Genomic DNA, 22,487 nt, shown 5'->3' on the forward strand with positions numbered 1-22,487 from the left:
ATTTACCGATGACCACCGCGGAACGTGACCAGCGCGCGCTCGACGACCCGGCGCACGACCGGCCGAAGTCGCTGGACGCCATCGACAAGCACGCCCAGCAGGCGCAGAAGCTCAACGCCGGTGCCGTCAACGATCAGGCAGCGAAGGTAGGCGGAGCCGCCACCCGCGCCAACGATCTCGGAGACGATCTCAAACTCTTCCGCGACGACGTGCTGCGCGAATGGGAAGGCAAGGACGCCGACGCCGTCGCCGACCACCTCGAAAAGCTCGGCAAGGCCAGTTACAAGGTCAGTGACAAGGCCGAAGCCGCCAAGAACATTCTTCAGCGCGTGTCCGAGATCCTCGACGACACCAAGAAGAAGGTCGCCCAGCTCGCCCAGGAAGCCAACGACAAGGACGCGGACAATCGCGCCCTGATCGGCGCGGCCCGGAAGCGGAAGAACAGCTCCGAAGACGAGAACGAGATCGCCGCCGCCGCGTCGGACATCGAGCGGCTCCGGCAGCTCAACGAAAAAGACTCCAACGGCAAGAAAGACGAGATCGAGCGGGTACTGGACGCCGCCGAGAAACAGATCGACGACCTCCTCAAGCCGCTCGGCCTGGAAATCGAGAACGGTTTCCTGGAATTGGTGCCCGCCGACACCGGTCAGACCACGGCGTCGAGCGTCAAGGCCAGCCCCGTCGATTCCCGCATCAGCCCGACTCCCAGCTATGGCGGCGGGGACGGCGGCGGTGGTGGCGGAGGCGGCGGCGGTGGTGGCGTCGCCGGGGTGCAGGGTGACGGGCGGCCCGCCAAGCCGATCGACGCGCAGGGCGACAACCCGGCCAAGATCGCCGAGCAGTTCCTCGGGCGCAACGCCGGTGACCTCAAGGGCAGCGGTGAGCTTCCCGCGATGCAGTCCTGGGTGCCCAACAACGTCAACTGCGCGAACTTCGTCTCCGGCTGCCTGGAGGCTTCCGGCCTGATCGACAAGGGCCAGGCCAGTGCCTCCGTCGCGGGCCTGACGGCCAACCTCGAAGCGGACGGCTGGAAGTCGGTCCCGCTCTCCGAGGCGAAACCCGGCGACGTGGTCATCTCGAACAACGGCGGGCACGTCGTGCTGTACGCGGGCGATGGTCAGTTCATCGGCTCGAACAACGTCAACCCCGACGGTTCCCAGAAGATCAGCATGGGTGGCGGCGGCGGTCTCGTCAAAATCCTGACCCCGCCGACCTGATCCGCGCGGTGAGCTCTGCGGCCTCGTGAGTGGTAAGGACGGTTCTAACCGTCCTTACCACTCACGAGGCTTGAGCGTGCTCCAGACGTCAGGAAAGGGGCTTTCAGGACGAAAAACGTCCTGAAAGCCCCTTTCCTGACATCCGTGTGCCGAAGTCAGAACCCGAACAACGTCCGCGGCGCTTCGTGGTCGTCGGCCCAGGTCAGCCAGGCGACGTCGGTCGGGCCGATGGCGTAGTCGGACAAGCGCCAGGACCGCGCGTCGTTGTCGGCGGCCGCCTCGTCCCGCTTCTTGAGCAGGGCGACATAGACGTCGGACATGACGCCGTCGGCCCGGCGTGCCTCGTAGACGGTGCCGTCGTAATACGGACGGCCGGCTTCGGTGCCGCGCATCGTCCCTTGCAGGAACACCCAGGGCCCGACGCGGTCGAGCTGCCCCACCTCCACCCGGACACGATCGCCGAAATACTCGTCGAGTCGTGCGGTGGCGGCCTGGAGTACCGCTTCCCGGACCGGGTCACCGGGGGTCAGCGACACCGGAAAGGACCGGGCGGACGGGCTGTACATCGAGCTACCTCCCAAGAGCGGAACAGCGATCCGGCCGACTGCGGCGACCGTATCTGCTGGCTCCGGTGATGTTACAGCTTCGTCCCTGCCCAGTCCTGGCTTCGGCGACACGCGGTCACCAGCAAAGTGCCAAGGCCTGTCTCCGTTCCCGGACGGCCACCGCGACCGAGGCCGCGGCAAGCCCGCTCACGACCACCACCGCGGCCGCCAGCCGTCGGAGCCGCCACGCGGATCGGTGCGCCCGGGCCGTCTCTTCTTCGCGGGCCCGGATGCTCGCGTTGAGGAACTGGTGCTCCCGCAGGGTCAATCTCGTCCACCCGGCCAACGCGATCGCTTCATCGAGCTGGCTGCCCCGGTAGAGCGGCGCCGGGTCGCGGTCCGCGCGTTCCCACACCCCGGCGGCCTCGGTCAGCCGCCGATGCCGGTACAGGGCGCCACGGCCGGTGGACAGCCAGCTCCGCAGCCGCGGCCACTCCCGGATGAGCGCGTCGTGAGTGAGCTCCAGCCCGTCGGCACCCGCGGTCACGAGCCTGGCGTCGATCAGCCGGGCGACCACCGGCGCGGCGGCCGGGTCGAGTTCGTGCGCGGGGACGCGCCGCCGGGTGTCGTGGCCGTCGGTGCCCAGCGTGGTCAGCCGGACGAACACGTCCCGTGCCTGCTGCCGCCCGAGTTCGTCGAACTCGCCGAAAACCTCCTCGGCCGTGTCGGCCAGGGCGCGTGTTATCCCGCCGGCCGCCTGGTACGCGGCGAGAGTGAGCGTGGCGCCGTGCGGGCGTTGCCAGGTCCGGCGCATCGCCTGGGAGACCAGCGGGAGAACGCCGTGCCTGCCCGCCGTCTCGGCCATGACCGTGGCGACCAGCGCGCCTTCCAGCTGGTGCCCGGCGGCGATCGCCGGGCGCATGATCGCCGAGCGCAGCTGCTCCGCGGTCATCGGCCCGGTGTCGACCCGGTTCTCGGGCCGCAGCGCCGCGGCGAGCGCCGGATACCTGTCGCAGCGCCCGATGAAGTCCGAACGCACACCCACCACGAGCCGGGTCCGGCTGTCCGGTTCCTGGACGGCGTGCAGGAGCACCGCGACGAAGGCGTCACGCTCCTCCACGGTCCGGCAGTGGGTGAAGAGCTCTTCGAACTGATCGACCACGAGCAGGAGTTCCGCGTCCTCGTGCCGCCTCGCCAGGAGCTGACGGACACGCAGATGCAACCCCGCCGGATCCGCCGTCAGCTCCCCGTGCAGCCGGACCGCCGATCCGCCGCTCACCGCGGCCAGCTGGATCGCGCATTCCCGGAGCGGATGCGGCCCGGGAGTGAACCACAGGATCGTCCGATCCCGGCCGGATCGCCGGACCGTCGCGATCAGCCCGGCCGCCAGTAAGGACGACTTGCCGGATCCCGAAGCGCCGGAAACCGCGAGGAGTCGTCGTCCGGTGACTTGGCGCGACAATTCTTCGACAAGGCGCTCGCGGCCGAAGAAATATTTGGCCTGGTGCTCCCCGAATGCGTTGAGACCCGGATAGGGGATCGCTTCGTCGATTTCTTCGGGCTCCGCGACACGGTTCGTCGCGGCGGTCCCGTACCAGCGCTCCTCCCACTCGGCGAGGTCGCCTTCACAGGCCCGGACATAGGCCAAGGTCACCGCCAGAGTCGGCAGTTTTCGGCCACCCGCCGCGTCGGACAAGGTGCTCGCCGCGTAGTGGGCCCGCTTGCTCAATTCCCGGTACGGCGGACTTCCGGCGTTCTCACGCAACCGCCGCAGATCCCCCGCGAACTGTGACAACGAATCTTCTTCCGTAACGAACGGACGCTCGTGTCGTGGCATCAGCCACCCCCCAGGTGTCTGCTTTCCTCCATTGTCCGGAAGTTTGTCGTTCGCTGTCCACTCCCCGGCACAGAACACCCGCGGCGCACTAGACAGGGTGACAGCGGGTGCCGTGCTTTACGCGGCTCTCGCTCTCGAAAATCGGAAATGATCACTGGAGGGGAAATGAATAACGTGGGGATCCGCGGAATCGCGGTGGCGGTGGGGGCCGTCGCACTCACCGGGGGCATCCTGCTGGCAGGTGCCGGCTCGGCGTCCGCCGATACCGAGGTGAAGCATCACTCGGCGATCGGCGGGGAGGTCGGCACCAGTCACGTGGGCAGGTGGACGACCACCTACTACGACGGCGTCGCCTGGAACGCCACCGTGTTCGTCGACTACGGCCGCAGTGGCGCCTACACCAAGTGCTCGGACGGCCATCGGGTCTACGGACCGACGGTTGGACCGGGGACCTGGCTGTGGGGCGGCGATTGCTACAACCACGGCAACATCGTCGACTACGGCTCGTACGAAGGCTGACAACAGCCTGAACGGCGGCCCGTTCCCTCCTTGGGGGCGGGCCGCCGTCACCCGTCCGGGTCGATCAGAGGTCCACCACCGACAGTCCGTCCGCCACGACGACGCCGTCGTGCAGGACCGTGCGGTCCTTGCCGCGGTCCATCACCGCGCTCGTCGGGGTTTCGCCGTCCACCAGCAGCAGGTCGGCGCGGTCGCCCACGGCGACGCCGGGGCGGTCGGCGATGCCCGCCAGCCGCGGGACGTCGTGGCGCATGATCGACGCGCCGCCCATCGTCGCGACGGCCAGCGCCATTTCGATCAGGTCGTCGCGGCGGAAGCCGTGCGTGAAGGCCAGCTGCCAGGTGCGGTCGAGCAGATCGCAGTTGCCGTACGGGCTCCAGTAGTCCCGCTGGCCGTCTTCCCCCAGGCCGACGCGCACGCCCGCGGTCGTGAGGTCCGCCAGGGACAGCTGGCCGTCGACGGACGGCGCGACGGTCGCCATCGCGATGTCCAGCTCCGCGAAAGTGTCGATCAGGCGGCGGCTCACCGACTCCGAAATCGAGCCCAGCGCGTACGCGTGGGACAGGGTCACCTTGCCGCGCATGTCCAGCGCGCGGACCCGCTCGATCACCAAATCGGTCGAGAACACACCCAGATGCCCCGGCTCGTGCAGGTGGATGTCCACCTCGACGCCGTACTTCTCGGCGAGTCCGAACACGACGTCGAGATGTCCCTTGGGATCCTTGTCCAGCGAGCACGGGTCGATCCCGCCGACGACCGTGGCGCCCGAACGCAGCGAGGCCTCCAGGACGTCCACGGTGCCGGGCTCGCGCAGGATCCCGGCCTGCGGGAACGCCATCACGTCGACGTCCGCGTGCCCGGCGAACCGCTCCTTCGCGGCGAGCACGGCGTCGAGCTTTTCCAGCCGGCAGTCGACGTCCACCTGCGCGTAGGTGCGCACCCGGGTGGTGCCGTTGGCGATCATCCGCTCCAGCGTCCCGGCGACGCGCTCGGGCAGCGGCACCTCGGCGTCGCGCCAGTTCTCGCGGTCGTTCAGCATCATCGCCCAGACACCCGGCGCGCCCGTATGCGGCCGGAACGGCAGGCCGACGCGAGTCGAGTCCAGGTGGACGTGCACGTCGCTGAACGACGGGAACAGCAGTCGCCCGCGCCCCTCGACCGTGCCGGGCGACGGCGCGGCGGCGGGGTCGTGCGCCCGCACCGCGGTGATCCGGCCATCGGCCACTTCGACGTCACTGTGCTGTCCACCCCACGGGCGGACGTCACGGATCAACACGGAGAGCACCTTTCTCGACGAGGTCCCGGCGACTCACTTTGGCATACCAAAGCTGGGGGACTCGAGACAGGCGGCGCTTGGGCGCGATCCCTCAGCCACCGGTCCGCCGTTCGCCAAATGCCCTGAGGATCGAGGTCGGCGGCGTGCCACGTGGTGGCGCGGGTGGTGCCGAGGTCGCGGTACTTCCGCATGATCTCGACGTGCGCGGGGAGCCCGACGAAGCCGCGCAAACCTTTGCGGTCACGCCATACCGAGACCGACCCGAGTCGCCGTCGCAGCGGTTCGGCCCACAATCACTGGCCGATCGCGCCGGGCCGGCGATCCACCTGCTCCTGATCATGCTCACTCCTCATGGCACTTCAGCCCGAGAAGGCTGCACCCGCAGATGATACGCGCATGCTTACGATATACGCGAATGGCCGGCAGCCCGGCTGCCGGCCATTCGCTGTCCCAGGTTCAGGGGCGGTAGATCTCCTTGACCGTGCTGATCCGGTCGTCGCCGTTCACGCTGATCTGCGCGAGCACCGGGTTGCCGTCCTTCAGCTGCTGGATCAGCTGCTCCTGACCGCACGGCCGGCTGCCGAAGCCCTGGTCATCGATGGTGACCGAGTCGCTGGGGCACAGGGTGGCCGCGCTGAACACCTCGCCGCCCTTCTGCAGCGGAAGCCGGTAGGTCCTGCCGTCGACCGGCGAGTCCTGGTGCGTGACCAGCTTGAAGCGGACCATCCGCGTACCGGCGTCGTACCCGGCGAACTGCACTCGCTGGGTGGAGTTCGGGAATTTGCGGACCTGCCCCTCGGGCGCCCAGCCGGAGGGCCTGGTTTCCAGCTGCAGGGAGCTGTTGGGCACGCCACAGACCACCGCGCCTTCTTCGCCCGTAGGGCCAGCCTGACGGGCGCAGGTCCACTTCCCCTGGACGTCGAGCACTCGCTCGCCGGGGCCTTCGGCCTGCGGCAACTTCTGGTAGTACTCGGCGATCACGGTGAACGCCTCGGTGCAGCCCGGCTTGGTGCCATCGGTGGCGGCCACCGCTATCAGGTCCATCTTCGTCCGGCCGGGTGCGCCGACCGGGCCCCCGTACTTGCTGCAGTTGACGTCGCCGTTCGCCGCGGCGCCGGAACCGCCGGTGGCCGCCCCTTGGCCACCGCCGTCCGGCACTTGCTCGACGGCCGCCGTCTCCGCCGCGTTCCGCACCGGAGAACCATTTCCCGCGACACTGTTCCCACTGCACGCGGAAAGCAGCGCGGTAGCGGCGACCGCCCCGCCCACAATGGTCATTTTGATGGTCTTCTTAGCGGTGAATTCCATTTCGGTTCCCCTCTCGCAGCCTTTGTTCGAAGCTATGTCCGGAAGACGTCAGGGCCGGAATGGGGTTGCTTCGAAAGACCGTCATGGCGCAGAGGTGCCCGAAGGTTCGAGCCGCCTTGTCCCCGCGGGCAGAACCTCGGAAGACTTCGCAACCTGGTGCGCCGACAGGGTGAACCCCGCCGGCGCACCGGTGATCGTGCGGCGACGGGTTACGGAATGACGCGGTTGCGCAGGTTGAACGGGTACGGGCCTTCGCCATGGATGCTCAGCTCGGCGCGCACATCGAAGCTGTAGAACGGGTGCGAGTTGAAGTAACTGTCCAGATTCGTGCCGCCGAAGCAGATCAAATCCGCGCCACCACCCGAATTGGGGCCGTTGCACAGGCTCAGTGTCGGGTAACGGAACGAGTCCAGCGGCCGGAAACCGGCGCCGCCGGGGCCGGGAACGGGCAGGTGACCGATCAACCCGCCGGGGTCACCCGGCCAGTTCGACTCGACGGGCTGCCGCCGCCCGTCGGCGAAGAGCACGCCTTGGATGTTGCGCCCGGGCGGCTCGGTCTCGAGTACGGTGCCCGCGACGAGGGCGCCGAGGCTGAACCCGACGATGTACACCTTGGTGTCGAGGTCGCAGCCGTAGGTGACGTAGAGGTTGTAGAGCGCGGTCCTGAGGTTGGCGACACCGGCGTCGACGTCGGCGTAAAGGTTGATGTCCCCGGCGCTGTTCGGGTACGGGATGCGCACCGGGTCGGCGCCGCCCGGCGAGAAGGCGCGGTCCAGCAGTTTGAAGGCGCCTCCGTCCTGGTACCCCGGCACGACGAACATGACCGGCCCGCACGCGCCGTCAGGCCGGGCGGCCGCCTGCGCGGCCCCGGCACCGGCGATCGCGCTCGCCAGGGTGGCGATGGACAGGACGGCGGTCGCGAGTAAGCGGAATCTGGCTCTTCTCATCGGTTTCTCCCCACTGTCGAATTGCCGGCCGAACGCTAATGAGCGCCGATGAAATATCGATGAAATGCCAGGGCCCGCCTGTGCTGTGCACACGATAGGGTGAAGCACTCTTGACACGAGCAAAAATGGTGCCGGCTATGACTGAGGCCAGTATGGCCGGGCCTGTTCCGACGCGTGCACGATGGCACTTCCGTCAAGAACCGCAGGCGTGGCGCCGATTCCCCTTTTTCGCCACTCGATGACGAACTCGAAGGGGCCGGGTGGCGGAAGCGGCCAGAGCCAGAGGCGCTGATCGCCCTGGTAATACCGATCGTCGCTGCTGAATCCGCCGCCCGCGTCGACGAGCCTGGGAGCTTCCGGTCGTTCGGCGGGGTTCGCCCAGCCGTGGAAGGCGTTGCCGACCGTGGTGGCCTTCGAGCCGTCGGGAAAGCGGACTCCGAACTTCAGGTCGGCGTCGGTCGGTTCGGGAGGGAAACCCCTTGTCGAGTGCCTGTCGGTCAGACCCTTCCAGGTCGTCTCGTCCGCTGACCCCCGCCGGACGGCCACCTGCAGGGTGAAACAGCAGCCCTCGCGAAAGGCGAGGGCGTGCTGCAGTGCGACGACGGTGTCGTCCGTCCTGACCACGAACTGCTCGATGGATACGGGATGGCCCAGGATGTCGTGAGGCGGTCCGTGCCAGGCGGCTGTCTGCATCCACCCACGTTAGCCTGCGAGGATGACCGCCTGTATGAAATCAGATGGGCTTCGTCGCCGAGCTTTCTTTGAGAGATTCCAAAAAGAAACTCCAGCTCTCGGCATTGACCTTGATCGTCGGCGGATTTGCCGTGCGATCCTTGCTGTCGCGCAGCAAGATGGAATCGTTCAGCAATTTTACTTCCACGCAGCTGCCGGTAGCGCTTGAGTAGCTGCTCTTGAACCAGCCTCCTCGGGTCTTCGTCGTCGATGGAGATTTGGCGTCGTTCAATCTAGTTCCCTGGCGTAGTGGTGAATCATTTCCAGTGAGCTTTGCTCATCCAGGGCTTGCCCGAATGCGTCACTGTATGTCATTGTCAAGTCGCGGACCCGTGTCGGGTCATCGATGATGTCGTATTTTGTGACAGTTTCTTGCCAGGCGACGGTGGGCAATCTCGGGTTGTCGAAATCGATCATGTGCACGGTGGACGCGCCGAAAAGTCCGCACGCTTTCGCGGTGAACGGAATGATGCGGACTTTGATCCGTTCGGGATGGTCTTCGATCATTTTCGCGAGATGATTGAGTTGGCCATGCAAGACGGCCGGTCCGCCGATCTGCTGTCGAAGTGCGGCTTCGCTGATGATCGCAGTGACGTGAAGTGGATTTTCACTTTTGAGTCGCTGCTGCCTCTGCAGGCGGACCTCGACACTCTGGTCGACTTCCACTTGGCGAAGAACGACGGCCGGTGTCATGATCGCCCTCGCGTAATCCGCGGTCTGCAGGAGTCCGGGGATGATCAGGCTCTCGTAGTCGCGGACCCCCTGGGCGCCCAGTTCGAGACCGTACATGCGTTGAATCTCATTGCCCAGCAAGCTGGAATATCTGGTCCACCACCCCCGCTCCTTGGCCATTTGTCGCAGATCAAGCAACTCTTGTCGCTCGCTGTCGTCGAACTCGAGAAGCCCCAGAAGCCTGGTCAGGCTCTCTTCGGAGAGGATCTTGCGCTCGTTCTCGACAGCGGACCAGTAGTTGCGAGAGAAGCCCAACGCGTCGGTGATGGTCTTGACGTCGACGTTCAACTGGTCGCGGCGGTCGCGGAGCCGAAGAGCGAGCTCCCAGGCCGCGACCACCGGTGATGTCGGTGGTGGCACTTCTCCTCCCTTCGGGGTGGTCGCCCGAGATGCACGAGCCGGTTCCCGTGCATGGTTACGGTAACCACACGATACTCCGGGCACTGTATCCGGGAAGCGTAACCCACCTTATCGTTCGAAGTGACCTGGCAAGCCAGCCGCCGGTCAAGCTGTATGTCGTGGTCGCGAGGGCCCGTCAACCTCGGTCCGGCGTTTGGCTTCTCGGCGGTGCCACCGCAGTGATGCCGCACGTCAACGGGGAGGAACCAGATGTCGACTCCTGATCAGTACGGGTTCGATGGCCATCCTGAGCCGCCCATCGTGGGCGGCCACGTGCTGTCGGCGGGATCCGAAGCCGCCACGCCGGATGACGCCCCGCGGTCGCCGGTGACCCTGAGTCTCGACGTCGGCCGCCCGGTGGCTCAAGAGTCGGTCGGCCGGGCCGCGACCCACTGCACGATCGTCGCGGTCGACATCGAAGGATTCGGGCAACATCACCGCAGCAACGCGAACCGGGTGCGCATCCGCCGCGGGCTCTACGAAGCGATGCGGGCGGCATTCGAAGGCGCCGGAATTCCCTGGCATTCCTGTCATCGCGAAGACCGTGGTGACGGCATCTTGATCCTCTCTCGCGCCGAGACGCCAAAGGCTCTGTTCGTCGACTCTCTTCCCCATACCCTCGCGCTGGAACTGGCCAGGCACAACTCGACTCATCCGCACGAAGAGCAGATGCGCCTTCGGCTCGCCCTGCATGCGGGAGAGATCAACTACGATGAATACGGGGTCACGGGCTACTCGATAATCCATGCGTTCAGGATCCTCGACGCGCCCTCGCTCAGGATGGCGCTCGCGGGCAGCTCGGCGATTCTGGCCATCGTCGGATCCGAATGGTTCTTCGACGAAGTGATCCAGCACAGCGAATCCAGCCATGCGGCCTCCTATTTTCCCCTGGAGGTCAAAAGCAAGGAGACGGAGACGCGAGGGTGGATGCTTCTCGTCAGTACTTCCGCTACGTCTCACCGCTCGGGCATGGGTTCGCGAACCCCGCGTTATGGCTCCTGTTCGCGAACGGCACGACGGGGCCCGAGGCGATAGGTCTACGGGCCGCCCGCCAGGTCGTATGTCAGGTAACAGTCAGGGGCAGCCTCGACGATGACTCTCGTCGCCGTCTCTCCCCGCGGGACGACGCCGGCGGTGAAAACAACGTGCGAAGATCCGAACAGGGTGAAGACGTCATCGACCTTCACCAGTCCGCGAACGCTTTCCCCTGAGCCGGGCGTGCAGTATGACCTCGCTCGCTGTTCAGGGGTCTTTTCGTCTTCGCACAACTGCGCTCCGGCGCACGTCAGGTGGTTGCGGTAGTCCCTGCCGTTGTAGTGGACCTGGTACGGAAGGCCCCTCTCGCCCGGCAGGGCGTAGCCGAAGTGGTTCGCCACCTTGGGGATGAACATGGCACCAAGTGTGCCGACGAGGACCAGGACCGCGATCGACACCATCGTCACCCGACGGCGGGTCCAGCCTCGACCAGTCGCTGACGTTTCCCGGTTACGAATGGCTCCCCCTCAGCCTTTCAGCAGGTCCCGGACAGCCGTGAACCAGCCGACGTAGGACAGGTCGTCGTCCTCGGGATCGTAGCTGGCCCATCCTTCGATCATCCAGATCCTGTGGGCCGCGACCTCATCGAGACCGGCTGCCGGCAACGCCTCGACCTCGGACAGGAGCCGGGCCGCGCTCTCCGCGGGTTCGCAACGGACGAAATGCTCGACGACACTGAGCGGGTGTCGGCGAGAAGGTCGTAGTCCTGGTGAAAGTGGTTCCCCAGCTCCGCCACGGTTCCGCGCGTACCACTCCGGTGACCGGTGGGCCGAGGTATTCGAGCACGTACGCGGGCTGGACCCGCTGCCCGCCCTTCTCGACCCGGCATTGAGGGGGACGCGGACGTCCCCCTCAACTGTGGCACAGACATGTGGCCGCTTGCGGGGCCTCAGTCGATGAGGACGTTCTTGTAGAACAGGTTCGCGTAGCGGTTGATGTCGCCCATGCTGCTGCGTGACCCGAAGCCCATGTACAACCGGGTTTCCCCGGCCAGGCTCCGGTAGATCCCGAGGCCCTCCGGCTCGCGGAACACCAGCGAATTCCCCGCCTTGGTCAGCGCGCGGCTCTTGACCTTGCCGGTGTTCATGTCGATGCACGTGACGTAGGAGTTGATGTCGGCGGGGTTCTCGTGGCCCTCACCGTCCAATGTGTACAAATACTGGCCGTAGATGGTGTACCCCTGGAAGGTCACCTTCGTATCGGTCAGCGCGGGCTGCGGGAAGTGCGCCAGCGGCGCGCTGAAGTCACCGGCGGCGGCGGACGCGAGCGGATAGACGCTGATGTGCAGCTTGCCGCCTTCCTTGCGGCGTACCGCGATCCGCTTGTTGATCGGATCGGTGGCGCAGGTGATCGTCTCGCTGCCGGTGAGGAACTTCTTCACCGACGGCGTGCCACCGTTGACGAACTTGAACCTGGCCAGCGCCGTCCCGCGACCGGCGCCGGTGGGTCCGTCCGAGTCGCATTCCATCCAGATGTAGGAGTCGGTGCCCACCGGTTCGACGCCGATCGACACGCCGTGCCCGGCGTTGTTGAGATGCATCGAGCCCAGGATCTCACCGGAGAAGTTGACCTGGGTGACGCACAGGTCGTCCCCGGTCCCGCCGTTGCGGGCGTTCACGATGAAGATGCGGACGTTCTGGTTGTCGAAGGCGAAGCCCTGCATCACGTGGTGCGACTCGTGCAGGAGCTTGCTGCGGAACTCGTCGTAGGACGGTTCGGTGAGGTTGAAACGCTTGGACGACGGCAGCGCGGTGATCGCGGCCGAAGCCGGTCCGGCGAACGTCGCGCCGGTGCCGAGCAGTGCCGTCGTCGCGGCGAGACCACCGCCGGCGCGCAGCAGTGAACGTCGGGAGAGCCTGGATCGGACGAGGTCCGGGGGCGCCTGCTCGGGCATGAGTGCTCGCCTTCATCGGGTTTCGCGGTCCGACCGAAAATTCTTCAAGCTCGTACAAGATTCGTACAAACATCACCGGCGGTGTGGTGCGTTCGACCGACAGCACGCGGACCCGCCTGCGGATATCTTTTGGCTGACCACTCAGCATCCGAAGGAGCACCATGACGACCACCCGGCGTGTTCTCGCCGTTCTGGCCACCGCAGGTCTGGTCATCTCGGTCCTCGGCGCAGGTACCGCCTCCGCCGCGACCAAGGGCAAGATCTACATCTCCAACAACTGCGGCAGGGCGGCCTCCACCACGATCCACCGCACCGACGGCTCGATGATCGCGGGCACCGGCGCCGCCCCGGCCGGCAGCTACTTCGGCTATCCGGTCAACCCCGGCACCTATCAGGTTCGCGTGCCCGCCGGTAACCGGGACGTGAAGATCCTCGACCTCGGCGGCAAGGCGCACTCGGTCATCGTCAAGGCCTGCTGAGGTCCACACAGGACCGACGAGGTCACCAGCCGAACAGCCAAGGCCGCCATCCGGGAAAGTTCCGGATGGCGGCCTTCTACGCGGGCGGTTCCGGGGGCGCGGCTTGGAAGACCGTCCGAACTTTGTCCAAGAAGATCGACGGAGGCTCAGGGCCGCTGTCGAAGATGGTGGCAGGCCTGGAGCGCTACGCCGTCAAGCTGCATGAGTCCGTCCGCGACAAGCTGCCGAACGCGGTCGGGGAGATCCTGAACCTGAAGGCGCGTTTCGACAACGGCGACGCCAAGTTCGACGGTGCCATCGCGGTCGTCGACGAGCGGCTGTACCGGATGGAGCCCTTCGCGATCCGGCCGGAGGGCACGCCGAACCTCGTCGACGGGGCGACCATCCGCCTCGAAGGCGGCACGCTGCGGATCGAGAACGGTCTGGCGAAACTCGACGGCGCCAAGCTGAAGGTCGAGCCGCCGAAACACTGTCCAGTCACCGTCGCGGCCAGGGCGGCCGCGTCCGCGGGTTGCGGGAAAGATGATGGGCCGAAGACCAATCCGGACAACTCTTACGAGCACGACATCGACCTCGGGTACCAGGGCGGCACGCCGCTCGGCTCGCTGAAGGTCAGGCTGTCACCGGCGGAGAACGCTTGGGCCGACAAGAAGATGAACGAGGCCAAGAACCGTGAACCGGCGATCACGCCGAAGGTTGATGAGGTGGCGAAGAAGATCCCGACGGGGGAGCGGGTCGGGCAGGGGTACGAGCTGAAGGACAAGGGCAAGGCCCCCTACCCGTCGTTCAAGCGCAAGCTGTTCGACGAGATGAACCCGAGGCCGGGGAAACCTGGAGAGCCGGCGCCGCCGAAGCGATCACCGGACGAGGTCGCGGACAAGATGAACGACTTGGTCCGGTACACGATCAACTTCCCGAAGGGCACTTACTCCCTCGGAGTCCAGAACGCGCTGGTCGAGTTCGCCAAGTACTTCGACGAGGTCAAGGTCAAGAACTTCTGGGTGAAGAAGGAAGCGGGCGAGGGCAACTACCCCGGCATCAACGTCACGTACAAGACGAAGGACGGGCAGCTCTTCGAGGTTCAGTTCCACACTCCGGAGAGCTTCCACGCCAAGGGCGACGTCGAACACTGGGGTTACGAGAAGAAGCGAGCGCTCGAAGCGGTCGATTTCAGTCAGTACCCCCCGCATGAGCGGGAGGCCGTGCGAAGCAAGATCCAGGACGAGATCGATGAGTTGAAGGATCAGTCCGCGCTCATTTTCGGCGAGGTGGAAACACCGGTTGGTGCGATCAACATCTCGCCCACGAAGCAGTAGCAGCAGCCACAATGGAGGCGCCCCCGGCGATCGCGGCCGGGGGCGCACTCTCTTTCGCGGAACGAGGACCTGATGGAGCGCCAGTACCTGTACTACGCGATCGTGACCGAGGCGTTCCCCCGCGTGGACGAGCCCGCACTGGTCTGCCGTCGTTGGGTCGACGCGCAGGGTCTCGTGTACGAGGAAGCGTTCACCGACGAGTTCAAATGGGAACCCGAGGAAGTGCTGAGCAACATCGAAGCCGGTCGGTGGACCGGTGAGATCCACCCGATCACCGAAGAGGCAGGCCGCCGGTTCGAGGCGATCCAGTACGCCCGGGTCCACAGGTTCGACCCCGCCGACGGGAAGTACGAGTACTTCAAGCTCATCGAGCTCGGCAAGACGGTGCTGGCGATCCGAACGTGGATCAGTCCTCAGGGGCACGATTTGGAGGAGACGCACACGGCCTCGGGATGGCTGCGCAGTCACGTCCGCAGCAAGCTCGAACGTGACAGCATGGGCGGCGATCTCATCCCGATCACGCAGGAGGAAGCCGAGAGCCTGTGACTTCCCGCCGACGCAAGATCCAGGACCGGTAGGGACGGGCTCAAGCCGTGCCGCAGAGGCGCCGCGATCTCCGCACGGCCGTGGGCCTCGGGTGAAGCACTGCTCCTCGAGCTGGAACAGGTAGTCCTCGCAGCCATTCGTCACCGGCCTTCCGCTCACCCCGACCGGCAAGATCGGCAACCGCGACCTGCGCGAGCCGTCCTGGCGAACAGGAACCGCGCCGTCAGCTGACCCGAACGAGCGACTACGTTCGTTCGGCCTGAAGACGCTGGTCGTAGCTCTGCTGGCAGTTCTGGATCTCGTCCGCGTGGGCGGTCGTCCAGTCGTACAGGTGACCGAAGGGTTCGCGCAGGGATTCGCCGAGCGGGGTAAGGGAGTACTCGACTCCGACCGGTGAGGTCGGCAGCACGCGCCGTTCGATCATCCCGTTGCGTTCCAGGCGGCGCAGGGTCTGGGTCAGGACCCGCTGGGTCACGCCTTCGAGGCGGCGCTTGATGTCGTTGAACCGGCGGGGCCTGTCGAGGACGGTCATCACCATCATCGACCACTTGTCGGCGATCTGGTCGAGGATCGGGCGACTGGGGCAATCGGCCCGGTAGACGACGTCCGTGTCCGTGCCGGGAGCGTCCATATCGGTATCCTCCACGATCCTTACGATGCCGAAAGTGCGTTATTGACGCCGGTCTCCCGCCGCTACAGCCTAGGTATACATCAGGAACTTAGCTGCCTGACAGGTACCGATCGGAGATTCTTTCGTGCATCACGACGCCTACGCGACCCTGCGAGTGAGCCATGAGGCCGGCATCGCCCGTGTCACCCTCGACAACCCACCCGTCAACGTCCTGGACGTCGCCCTCATGGCCGACCTGCGGAGGCTGTTGACCGGGCTGCGGGACGACGACTCGGTCCGGGTGATCGTGTTCGACAGCGCCGATCCGGACTTCTTCATCGCCCACGTCGACATGTCGCTCGTCGACGCGCCGGACGCCTTCGACGAACTCGCGGCCGAAGCACCCGACGGTGTCAACGTCTTCCAGGCCCTCGGGGAGTTGCTCCGGCACCAGCCCCAGGTGACGATCGTCAAGCTCGCCGGCCAGGCCCGTGGCGGCGGGGCGGAGTTCGTCACGGCGGCGGACATGACCTTCGCGGCGATCGGTCGCGCCGGGATCGGCCAGGTCGAGGCCCTCATGGGCATCGTCCCCGGGGGTGGCGGCACCCAGTACCTCGCCGATCGGATCGGCCGCAACCGCGCTCTGGAGGTGGTGCTCGGCGCCGACCTGTACGACGCGCAGACCGCCGAACGCTACGGCTGGATCAACCGGGCCGTACCCGCCGACGAACTCGACGACTTCGTCGACCGCCTCGCCCGCAACATCGCCGCACTGCCCGAGGGCGTGGTCGCCGCGGCCAAACGCGCCATCGTTCCCGCCGACCTGGGCGAGGGCCTCCTGCGTGAGCACGACGCTTGGGCGGGCCAGTTCGTCCGGCCCGCGGCCGAACAGTTGATCCGAGGCGGACTGGCCAACGGCGCTCAGACCCGCGACGGTGAACGTGATCTGGAGAGCCTGCTCCGCAAGCTGGCCGGCTGATCCACGGCAAGTGCCGGGACTCAACCCGGGCTTTGCCGGCTCCGGTAGGCCGCGACGCTGGCCCGGTGCGCGCAGTTCCGCGTGCAGTACTGCTTCGAGCCGTTGCGCGACAGGTCGACGAAAGTGGCTCGACAGTTCATCCCGGCACAGGCGCCGAGACGAGTCGGACCGAGTGTGGCGATCACGGAGGCCAGCGCGCTGAGCGTGGTCGCGGCCAAGCGCGCCGAGCAGCGGTCGGTGTCGGAGGTGACCTCGGTCCACCAGCGGTCCTGATCGTGGCGCAGCACGGGCGTGGCGCGGCTGTCACGGAGACCGTCATTGATCAGGGCCGCGGCCGCCGCCGCGTCGGTGCTCGCTCGTTCGAGGACGGCGCGCACCGTCTCGCGCACCGCGCGGACCTCGGCCAGGTCGGTACGGGTGAGACGCCGCGGGCCGGTCCCTCCTCCCGCGTCCGGCGAATGGTCGTCGAGGAACTTCCGGAGCTGCTCCACCGTCTCGAGCGCGTCCTCGCCCTTGATCGGCTTCAAGGTGTTGGCAAGAGCGACGGCTGTCTCGACCGCCGATGACCTGTAACACGCATCGATCATTTGACGTGTCTCCTCCCTGTTCCGTAGCGTGACACCCATAGTAGCTGTCACGTGTCACGCCACGCTGTGGAAGGAGACGACGATGCCGCAGACGATCCCCGCCGTAGGAGCCCCCAGCGGGGGATCGGACCACGCCCCGGACGGGCGACGGCTGGGTCTGATCCTGGGGATGCTGGTGCTGCCGATGTACGTGGCACTGGGGGCACCGTCGGTGGCGCTGCCCGCCGTCGGCCGTGCGCTCGCGGTGCCGTTCGGGGCCACGGCCTGGATTCTCGCCGCGTGGTCGCTGACCTCCGCGCTCGCGATGCCGGTCGCGGGCAGGCTGATGGCCCGGTGGAGCCCACTCCGGGTACTCGTCGCCGGAGTCGTGGTGCTCGCCGCGGGCTCGGCGCTCGCGGGAGCCGGCCCGACACTGCCGGTCGTGATCGCCGGTCGGCTGATCGGTGGCGCCGGGGCGGGTGCGACCGTGATCGCCGTCTTCGCCGTGGCCACCGCCCTTCCCGGGTGGGAGAGGATCCGTGCGCTGGGAATCATCGCGGCCGCCAGTGCGACGGCGTCGGCGTGCGGGACCCTGCTGGGCGGGGCGGTCACCGCATGGCTGGGGTGGCGTGCCGTGCTCGCGATCCCGGTCCTCGCGCTGCCCCTGCTGCTGGCCGCGTTGGCGCGCAGGCGCACGTTCGCGCGGATCGCCGGCGGTGAGCCGGACGGCCCGGCCGGGCGGTTCGACCTCGTCGGCGCGGCCGTGTTGTCGGTATTCGCCGCCTCGTTGATCACGTTGCTGCAGGCACACTCGGTCGGCCTGCCCACTCCGGTCACGCTCGTCGTGGCCGGAGCCGGAGTGCTCGCCGCCGTGGGACTGTGGTGGCGCGTGCGGCGCACGCCCGACGGGTTCGTGCCTCGGCGGGTGATCGCGGCCCGCGGCTTCCTACCGGCCGGACTCATCGGCGGGACGATCTTCGCCGGCTACTACGGGGTGCTGTTCGTCGCCCCGTCCCTGATCGAGCAGGCCACGGGCGGCGGCGCCCTCGAAGCCGGTGCGATCTTGGTCCCGGCCGCCGCCTGCTCGGTGCTGGCGGGGCGGCTGGTCGGCACCTTGACCGACCGGTTCACCGGTTGGCAGGTGTCGGCTGGGCTTGCGGCACTCACCGTCGTCGGCGTGCTCGTGGTCGCGGTCTTCGACGGGCCGATCCCGGTCGTCGTCGGCGCGGCGCTGACCGTGTGCGGCTTCGCCGGCGCCCAGGCCGTCCTGGTGGGCCTCGCGCCGGAACTCGTCGCCGCGCGCGACCGTGACACCGGACAGGGCCTGTTCAACTTCATGACCGCCCTGGGTGGCGGAATCGGCCCGGCCGCTGTCGCCGGCCTGTCCGGCGTCGCGTCGGTGCCGGTGGCCCTCGCCGTGCTCGCGGCACTACCTCTGGCCGGACTGGTCCTCACCCTGACCCGGCGCCCAGGCGCGTGAACCGATCTGTCCGACTACACCTGAACGAGGAAGGAAGCACCGCCATGGCAGCAGAACCGTTCGAGGTCAGCATCACCGAAGCCGAGATCGCGGATCTGCGTGAACGGTTGCGCCGGACGCGGTGGCCCGAGCCCGAGCCGGTGGACGACTGGTCACAGGGTTTGCCGCTGGCGTACGCGCAGGAACTGTGTCGCAGCTGGGCCGAGGACTACGACTTCGGGTTCGCCGAGCGGCTGAACGTCTTCCCGCAGTACCGCGACACGATCGACGGGCTGGGCATCCACTTCCTGCACGTCCGCTCGCCGGAGCCGGACGCGTTCCCGCTCGTGCTCACGCACGGGTGGCCGGGTTCGGTGCTGGAGTTCCTGGAGATCCTCGGCCCGCTGACCGATCCGCGCGCGCATGGTGGCGACCCGGCGGACGCGTTCCACGTGGTCGCGCCGTCGTTGCCCGGGTACGGCTGGAGTGACAAGCCGTCGACGACCGGGTGGGGCACCACGCGCACCGCGCGCGCCTGGAACACGCTGATGGTTTCGCTGGGCTACGAGCGATACGGCGCGCAGGGCGGTGACTGGGGTTCGGCGGTGTCCGGTGCGCTGGGGGAGGTGGCGCCCGAGCGGGTCGCCGGCGTGCACCTGAACCTGGGATCCGTGGCGGCGGGCACGTTCGACGACCCGACGCCCGCGGAACTGACGAATCTCGAGGCCGAGAAGGAGTTCCAGCGCACCGGCCGGGGATACTCGGCGCTCCAAGCGACCCGGCCGCAGACACTCGGCTACGGCCTCACCGACTCTCCGGCGGGACAGGCCGCCTGGATCGCCGAGAAGTTCTGGGCGTGGACGGACAACGACGGCCATCCCGAGGACGTGTTGTCGCGGCAGGCGATCCTCGACGAGATCTCGGTCTATTGGTTCACCGCGTCGGCCACGTCGTCGGCGCGCCTGTACTGGGAGAGCTTCGCCGACTTCCGGGACAAGGTGACCGCGCCGTCCGGGTTGTCGGTCTACCCACGCGACATAACCCGCCCATCGCGGAGGGAGGCCGAACTGCGGTTCACCGACCTGCGCTGGTTCGAGGAACTGCCGCGAGGCGGCCACTTCGCCGCCCTGGAGCAGCCGGAGTCGCTGATCGAGCAGGTGCGGGGGTTCTTCCGACTCTTCCGCTGACCGTCCTTTTCCTTCTCCCGGAAAGGCCCGCTAGGAGCGGTTGCCGGTGAGCCTGCCGCGCAGGCGGGCGGCGTCGCGCACCGGCGGCAGGCCGTAGGCGCGGCGGTATTCCCGGGTGAACTGGGTGGCGCTGGCGTAGCCGACGGCATCGGCGGTGTGCGCGGCCGTGGTGTCGCCTGCCACCAGCAGGCGCCGCGCCTCCTGGAGTCGCAAGTGCTTCTGGAACCGCAGCGGGCTCATGCCGGTGGCGGCCTTGAAATGCCGGTGCAGGGTGGCCGGGCTCATGTGTGCGACCGCCGCGACCTGCTCCACGGTGACGGGCTCGGTGAAGTGGGCGGCGATCCAGTCGGCCGCGGCGCGCACCCTGGTCAAGGCCGAGCCGGTGGCCGCGAACTGGCGCAAGGTCGGGCCAAGCGCGCTGCCGAGCAGGCGGTAGAGGATCTCGGCCTCCACGCGGGCGGCCAGCGGCCGGATGTCGTCGGGGGTGTCGAGCAGCCGCACCCAGCGGGTGACGGCGTCGACCAGTTCCGGGGTCATCGTGGCGGAGACCTGGCCCGCGGCCGGGGTGGCCGGGGCCTCGCCGTCGAGTTCGAGCAGCAGGTCGGCCAAGACGGGGCCGTCCAGGTGCAGCACGGCCGAGCGGTACGGCACCTCCTCGAACACGGCGGTGACCGGCAGGTCGAGCGAGTTGAGGAACATGTCGCCGCGGCGGGCCGTCCGGCTGTGTTCCCCCGTGACGGTGCGCTTGGAGCCCTCGGCGATGAAGCACACCATCGGCTCGTAGCGCAGGTCGAGAGGGTTGACCACCTCGTCGAGGGCGACCACGGTGAGCCGGGGCACGGCGGTGGTGCCGGACCACAGGCCGTTGCGGTGACGGCCGACGGCCGCCGCGAGCTGGTCGAGCACGGGGCTGCTCCGAACAGGAGGGGTGAGAGGATCAGGCAATCCTATGCGGTTCACCGCTCATGCCGGCGCGACGAGTGCGCTCTAGCGTCGAAGGTATGACACAGCTGCAGAACCTGCCCACGCGCGTGCTCGGCGCGCAGGGCCTGGAGGTCGGCGCGATCGGCCTCGGCACGATGGGCATGACGATGGCCTACGGCGCGGGCGACGAGGCGGGCGGTATCGCCACCATCCGCCGCGCCCACGAGTTGGGCGTCACCCTGTTCGACACCGCTGAGCTGTACGGCATGGGCACCGGCAGCAACGAGCGGCTGCTGGGGCGGGCGGTGGCCGGGTTCCGGGACGAGGTCGTGCTCGCCACGAAGTTCGGCTTCGACCTGACCGACCCGGCGAACGTGGGTGCGAAGCTCGACAGCAGGCCCGGGCACATCCGCGAGGTCACCGAGAACAGCCTCCGGTACCTGGGTACCGACCACGTCGACGTCCTCTACCAGCACCGAGTGGACCCGGACGTGCCGATCGAGGACGTGGCGGGCACGGTCGGTGAGCTGATCGCCGAAGGCAAGGTCCGCTTCTTCGGGCTGAGCGAGGCCGGCCCGGACGTGCTGCGGCGCGCGCACGCCGTGCACCCGGTGTCGGTGCTGCAGACCGAGTACTCGGTGTTCGAGCGCGCTGTCGAGGTCGAGGTGCTGCCGGTGGTGCGGGAGCTGGGCATCGGGTTCGTTCCGTACTCGCCGCTGGGCCGCGGTTTCCTCACGTCCACGGTGAAGCCGGCGGCCGAGTACCCGGCGGACGACATGCGCAGCTGGGACGACCGATGGCAGCCGGGCAACTACGAGCGCAACGTCGCCGCGGTCGAGGCGCTGACCGCGCTGGCACGGGAGAAGGGCGCGACGGTGACGCAGCTTGCGCTGGCGTGGCTGCTGGCGCAGGGCGACGACGTCGTGCCGATCCCGGGCACGCGCAGCCCGGGGCGGCTGGCCGAGAACGTGGCGGCGGCGCACGTGGTGCTGACGGCGGACGACCTGGCGCGAGTGCAGGAGGTCCTGCCCCGGGGCGCGGCCGGCTCCCGCTACCCCGAGGCGATGATGCCGACCTGGTGAGGTGATCGGTCGGCAGAGCCGGTGAACACGACGCGGTGGAGATCGTGCGCGCCCGCCGGTCGGAGGGCCAGAGTTCGACCCACCCCGCCACACGCCCTCACCTGTCACGCGGGCAGAAGGCGGTCCATCGTGCCCACGATGAAAAGGGGTCATCCCACGGCGATTCCGCGGGCCTTGAGAGTGTCCTCGGCGCCGGGGGCGGCCATCATGGCCTCGTCGCCGCCGTGAATCACGCGGAGGTTGGGCAGCAGAGCGAGGTCGTCCAGTGAGGTGACGTCGAAGAGTTCGTCCTCTCCGTCCCAGAACGGCGAGCACTGGTGGTAGATCTCCAAACCGCCGTCAGTGGTCAGTTCTTCCACGGAGGCCAGTTGTTCGGGGGTGATCTCCAAGTCGGTGAAGTACTGACGGGCTTCCTCGAGGACGGTGTAGAGCAGGTCCTGTTCGCGCAGGTACTTCCACAGGTCGCCGGTGGCGCCCTTGGCGTGGAGCACATCGGCGATCCGGAAACGGGGCTGGATGAGCTTGTCCTGGTACATGAGCTTGTCGATGACCAGCAGCTTGAAGTTGAAGTCGCGGAACATGCCCAATATCTACCAGACCGCCCCGACAATCCTGGCGTGTTCACGGGCGGGTCGTGCCGGACTGAAGGCCCCTTTCACCGCGTCCGATGCGATGAGGGGAGCCTTCGGCGTCGCGGACCTGGACCGGCAGACGAGAGTCGACCGCACCCTGACTGTCTACACAGGACACTTTCAGGCGGGTAAATGTCTGATTGATGCCCATATGCACGCTTTGCAAAGGGGGTCGGGGGGGGGGGGGGGGGGGGGGGGGGGGGGGGGGGGGTGGGGGAAGCAGCAAAAGAAAGACACACAAGAAGGAAACAAAAAACAAAAAAACA

At 67.5% G+C, this 22,487-nt stretch carries 24 protein-coding genes; 10 read left to right on the forward strand and 14 right to left on the reverse strand.

Annotated elements, in window-relative coordinates; all coding sequences use genetic code 11:
- Positions 1-8: 8 nt before the first annotated feature.
- Positions 9-1,217, forward strand: coding sequence for an NlpC/P60 family protein (locus ACZ5IK_RS42825; RefSeq protein ID WP_465492959.1), 1,209 nt, complete (start codon positions 9-11; stop codon positions 1,215-1,217).
- Positions 1,218-1,372: 155 nt separating this feature from the next.
- Here the strand turns inward: ACZ5IK_RS42825 and ACZ5IK_RS42830 are convergent, their stop codons facing one another.
- Positions 1,373-1,783: a hypothetical protein gene (locus ACZ5IK_RS42830; RefSeq protein WP_465492960.1), complete on the reverse strand. Its 411-nt coding sequence runs from the start codon at positions 1,781-1,783 to the stop codon at positions 1,373-1,375.
- Between the two features lie 115 nt (positions 1,784-1,898).
- Positions 1,899-3,557: an nSTAND1 domain-containing NTPase gene (locus ACZ5IK_RS42835; RefSeq protein WP_465492961.1), complete on the reverse strand. Its 1,659-nt coding sequence runs from the start codon at positions 3,555-3,557 to the stop codon at positions 1,899-1,901.
- Positions 3,558-3,764: 207 nt separating this feature from the next.
- On the opposite strand from ACZ5IK_RS42835, the gene ACZ5IK_RS42840 reads away from it, so the two are divergent.
- Complete coding sequence (locus ACZ5IK_RS42840) at positions 3,765-4,118, forward strand: hypothetical protein (protein ID WP_465492962.1); 354 nt, start codon at positions 3,765-3,767, stop codon at positions 4,116-4,118.
- A gap of 64 nt (positions 4,119-4,182) precedes the next feature.
- On the opposite strand, the gene ACZ5IK_RS42845 is transcribed toward ACZ5IK_RS42840, so the two are convergent.
- The 6 genes from ACZ5IK_RS42845 to ACZ5IK_RS42870 form a co-directional block, all read right to left on the reverse strand.
- Complete coding sequence (locus tag ACZ5IK_RS42845) at positions 4,183-5,394, reverse strand: amidohydrolase family protein (RefSeq protein WP_465492963.1); 1,212 nt, start codon at positions 5,392-5,394, stop codon at positions 4,183-4,185.
- Between the two features lie 456 nt (positions 5,395-5,850).
- A complete protein-coding gene (locus tag ACZ5IK_RS42850) occupies positions 5,851-6,702 on the reverse strand; it encodes a hypothetical protein (RefSeq protein WP_465492964.1) in 852 nt (283 codons plus the stop codon).
- A 209-nt stretch (positions 6,703-6,911) separates the two neighbouring features.
- Entirely contained in the window at positions 6,912-7,649 is a 738-nt protein-coding gene (locus ACZ5IK_RS42855; RefSeq protein ID WP_465492965.1) for a lipase family protein, read from the reverse strand.
- A 135-nt stretch (positions 7,650-7,784) separates the two neighbouring features.
- Positions 7,785-8,342 carry a hypothetical protein gene (locus ACZ5IK_RS42860; protein WP_465492966.1) on the reverse strand — a complete coding sequence of 186 codons (558 nt, stop codon included), beginning with the start codon at positions 8,340-8,342 and terminating at the stop codon, positions 7,785-7,787.
- 40 nt (positions 8,343-8,382) lie between these two features.
- Positions 8,383-8,613 (reverse strand): DUF397 domain-containing protein, encoded by a 231-nt coding sequence (locus ACZ5IK_RS42865; RefSeq protein ID WP_465492967.1) that lies wholly within the window; start codon positions 8,611-8,613, stop codon positions 8,383-8,385.
- Complete coding sequence (locus ACZ5IK_RS42870) at positions 8,610-9,473, reverse strand: helix-turn-helix domain-containing protein (RefSeq protein ID WP_465492968.1); 864 nt, start codon at positions 9,471-9,473, stop codon at positions 8,610-8,612. The genes ACZ5IK_RS42865 and ACZ5IK_RS42870 overlap by 4 nt, the downstream gene beginning before the upstream one ends.
- Positions 9,474-9,722: 249 nt before the next feature.
- Here ACZ5IK_RS42870 and ACZ5IK_RS42875 point away from each other — a divergent pair, with 249 nt between their 5' ends.
- Positions 9,723-10,547, forward strand: a complete 825-nt coding sequence (locus ACZ5IK_RS42875) for a hypothetical protein (protein WP_465492969.1) — start codon at positions 9,723-9,725, stop codon at positions 10,545-10,547.
- Between the two features lie 2 nt (positions 10,548-10,549).
- Here the strand turns inward: ACZ5IK_RS42875 and ACZ5IK_RS42880 are convergent, their stop codons facing one another.
- Together ACZ5IK_RS42880 and ACZ5IK_RS42885 are read right to left on the reverse strand one after the other, a co-directional pair.
- Positions 10,550-10,903, reverse strand: coding sequence for a hypothetical protein (locus ACZ5IK_RS42880; protein ID WP_465492970.1), 354 nt, complete (start codon positions 10,901-10,903; stop codon positions 10,550-10,552).
- 533 nt (positions 10,904-11,436) lie between these two features.
- Complete coding sequence (locus ACZ5IK_RS42885) at positions 11,437-12,441, reverse strand: phage baseplate protein (RefSeq protein ID WP_465492971.1); 1,005 nt, start codon at positions 12,439-12,441, stop codon at positions 11,437-11,439.
- A 161-nt stretch (positions 12,442-12,602) separates the two neighbouring features.
- Between ACZ5IK_RS42885 and ACZ5IK_RS42890 the strand changes: the two genes are divergently transcribed.
- From ACZ5IK_RS42890 to ACZ5IK_RS42900, 3 genes are all read left to right on the forward strand, one after another.
- Positions 12,603-12,920 (forward strand): hypothetical protein, encoded by a 318-nt coding sequence (locus tag ACZ5IK_RS42890; RefSeq protein WP_465492972.1) that lies wholly within the window; start codon positions 12,603-12,605, stop codon positions 12,918-12,920.
- 65 nt (positions 12,921-12,985) lie between these two features.
- The gene (locus ACZ5IK_RS42895) at positions 12,986-14,236 is read left to right on the forward strand and encodes a hypothetical protein (RefSeq protein ID WP_465492973.1); all 1,251 of its coding nucleotides are present in this window, start codon (positions 12,986-12,988) and stop codon (positions 14,234-14,236) included.
- A 72-nt stretch (positions 14,237-14,308) separates the two neighbouring features.
- The gene (locus ACZ5IK_RS42900; protein ID WP_465492974.1) at positions 14,309-14,782 is read left to right on the forward strand and encodes a hypothetical protein; all 474 of its coding nucleotides are present in this window, start codon (positions 14,309-14,311) and stop codon (positions 14,780-14,782) included.
- A gap of 244 nt (positions 14,783-15,026) precedes the next feature.
- Here the strand turns inward: ACZ5IK_RS42900 and ACZ5IK_RS42905 are convergent, their stop codons facing one another.
- The gene (locus ACZ5IK_RS42905) at positions 15,027-15,413 is read right to left on the reverse strand and encodes a winged helix-turn-helix transcriptional regulator (RefSeq protein WP_465492985.1); all 387 of its coding nucleotides are present in this window, start codon (positions 15,411-15,413) and stop codon (positions 15,027-15,029) included.
- Positions 15,414-15,537: 124 nt separating this feature from the next.
- On the opposite strand from ACZ5IK_RS42905, the gene ACZ5IK_RS42910 reads away from it, so the two are divergent.
- Entirely contained in the window at positions 15,538-16,371 is an 834-nt protein-coding gene (locus ACZ5IK_RS42910) for an enoyl-CoA hydratase/isomerase family protein (protein WP_465492975.1), read from the forward strand.
- Positions 16,372-16,391: 20 nt separating this feature from the next.
- On the opposite strand, the gene ACZ5IK_RS42915 is transcribed toward ACZ5IK_RS42910, so the two are convergent.
- Positions 16,392-16,958 carry a CGNR zinc finger domain-containing protein gene (locus tag ACZ5IK_RS42915; protein WP_465492976.1) on the reverse strand — a complete coding sequence of 189 codons (567 nt, stop codon included), beginning with the start codon at positions 16,956-16,958 and terminating at the stop codon, positions 16,392-16,394.
- Between the two features lie 82 nt (positions 16,959-17,040).
- On the opposite strand from ACZ5IK_RS42915, the gene ACZ5IK_RS42920 reads away from it, so the two are divergent.
- Positions 17,041-18,417, forward strand: a complete 1,377-nt coding sequence (locus tag ACZ5IK_RS42920) for an MFS transporter (RefSeq protein WP_465492977.1) — start codon at positions 17,041-17,043, stop codon at positions 18,415-18,417.
- Positions 18,418-18,461: 44 nt separating this feature from the next.
- Entirely contained in the window at positions 18,462-19,583 is a 1,122-nt protein-coding gene (locus tag ACZ5IK_RS42925; protein ID WP_465492978.1) for an epoxide hydrolase family protein, read from the forward strand.
- A gap of 30 nt (positions 19,584-19,613) precedes the next feature.
- Here the strand turns inward: ACZ5IK_RS42925 and ACZ5IK_RS42930 are convergent, their stop codons facing one another.
- A complete protein-coding gene (locus ACZ5IK_RS42930; protein ID WP_465492979.1) occupies positions 19,614-20,489 on the reverse strand; it encodes an AraC family transcriptional regulator in 876 nt (291 codons plus the stop codon).
- A gap of 95 nt (positions 20,490-20,584) precedes the next feature.
- On the opposite strand from ACZ5IK_RS42930, the gene ACZ5IK_RS42935 reads away from it, so the two are divergent.
- Positions 20,585-21,589, forward strand: coding sequence for an aldo/keto reductase (locus ACZ5IK_RS42935; protein WP_465492980.1), 1,005 nt, complete (start codon positions 20,585-20,587; stop codon positions 21,587-21,589).
- 149 nt (positions 21,590-21,738) lie between these two features.
- On the opposite strand, the gene ACZ5IK_RS42940 is transcribed toward ACZ5IK_RS42935, so the two are convergent.
- A complete protein-coding gene (locus ACZ5IK_RS42940; protein WP_465492981.1) occupies positions 21,739-22,170 on the reverse strand; it encodes a DUF6892 domain-containing protein in 432 nt (143 codons plus the stop codon).
- Positions 22,171-22,487 lie beyond the last annotated feature (317 nt).

The organism is Amycolatopsis sp. NPDC031561, assembly GCF_055580625.1.

What these genes read in the sequence shown, in the direction of transcription:
- ACZ5IK_RS42940 (WP_465492981.1), bottom strand. Translation starts at nt 22,170, where the DNA reads ATGTTCCGCGACTTCAACTTCAAGCTGCTGGTCATCGACAAGCTCATG.
- ACZ5IK_RS42895 (WP_465492973.1), top strand. Translation starts at nt 12,986, where the DNA reads ATGGCGGCCTTCTACGCGGGCGGTTCCGGGGGCGCGGCTTGGAAGACC.
- ACZ5IK_RS42840 (WP_465492962.1), top strand. Translation starts at nt 3,765, where the DNA reads ATGAATAACGTGGGGATCCGCGGAATCGCGGTGGCGGTGGGGGCCGTC.
- ACZ5IK_RS42830 (WP_465492960.1), bottom strand. Translation starts at nt 1,783, where the DNA reads ATGTACAGCCCGTCCGCCCGGTCCTTTCCGGTGTCGCTGACCCCCGGT.
- ACZ5IK_RS42920 (WP_465492977.1), top strand. Translation starts at nt 17,041, where the DNA reads ATGCCGCAGACGATCCCCGCCGTAGGAGCCCCCAGCGGGGGATCGGAC.
- ACZ5IK_RS42880 (WP_465492970.1), bottom strand. Translation starts at nt 10,903, where the DNA reads ATGTTCATCCCCAAGGTGGCGAACCACTTCGGCTACGCCCTGCCGGGC.
- ACZ5IK_RS42905 (WP_465492985.1), bottom strand. Translation starts at nt 15,413, where the DNA reads ATGGACGCTCCCGGCACGGACACGGACGTCGTCTACCGGGCCGATTGC.
- ACZ5IK_RS42850 (WP_465492964.1), bottom strand. Translation starts at nt 6,702, where the DNA reads ATGGAATTCACCGCTAAGAAGACCATCAAAATGACCATTGTGGGCGGG.
- ACZ5IK_RS42885 (WP_465492971.1), bottom strand. Translation starts at nt 12,441, where the DNA reads ATGCCCGAGCAGGCGCCCCCGGACCTCGTCCGATCCAGGCTCTCCCGA.
- ACZ5IK_RS42915 (WP_465492976.1), bottom strand. Translation starts at nt 16,958, where the DNA reads ATGATCGATGCGTGTTACAGGTCATCGGCGGTCGAGACAGCCGTCGCT.
- ACZ5IK_RS42900 (WP_465492974.1), top strand. Translation starts at nt 14,309, where the DNA reads ATGGAGCGCCAGTACCTGTACTACGCGATCGTGACCGAGGCGTTCCCC.
- ACZ5IK_RS42925 (WP_465492978.1), top strand. Translation starts at nt 18,462, where the DNA reads ATGGCAGCAGAACCGTTCGAGGTCAGCATCACCGAAGCCGAGATCGCG.
- ACZ5IK_RS42855 (WP_465492965.1), bottom strand. Translation starts at nt 7,649, where the DNA reads ATGAGAAGAGCCAGATTCCGCTTACTCGCGACCGCCGTCCTGTCCATC.
- ACZ5IK_RS42890 (WP_465492972.1), top strand. Translation starts at nt 12,603, where the DNA reads ATGACGACCACCCGGCGTGTTCTCGCCGTTCTGGCCACCGCAGGTCTG.
- ACZ5IK_RS42875 (WP_465492969.1), top strand. Translation starts at nt 9,723, where the DNA reads ATGTCGACTCCTGATCAGTACGGGTTCGATGGCCATCCTGAGCCGCCC.
- ACZ5IK_RS42860 (WP_465492966.1), bottom strand. Translation starts at nt 8,342, where the DNA reads ATGCAGACAGCCGCCTGGCACGGACCGCCTCACGACATCCTGGGCCAT.
- ACZ5IK_RS42825 (WP_465492959.1), top strand. Translation starts at nt 9, where the DNA reads ATGACCACCGCGGAACGTGACCAGCGCGCGCTCGACGACCCGGCGCAC.
- ACZ5IK_RS42935 (WP_465492980.1), top strand. Translation starts at nt 20,585, where the DNA reads ATGACACAGCTGCAGAACCTGCCCACGCGCGTGCTCGGCGCGCAGGGC.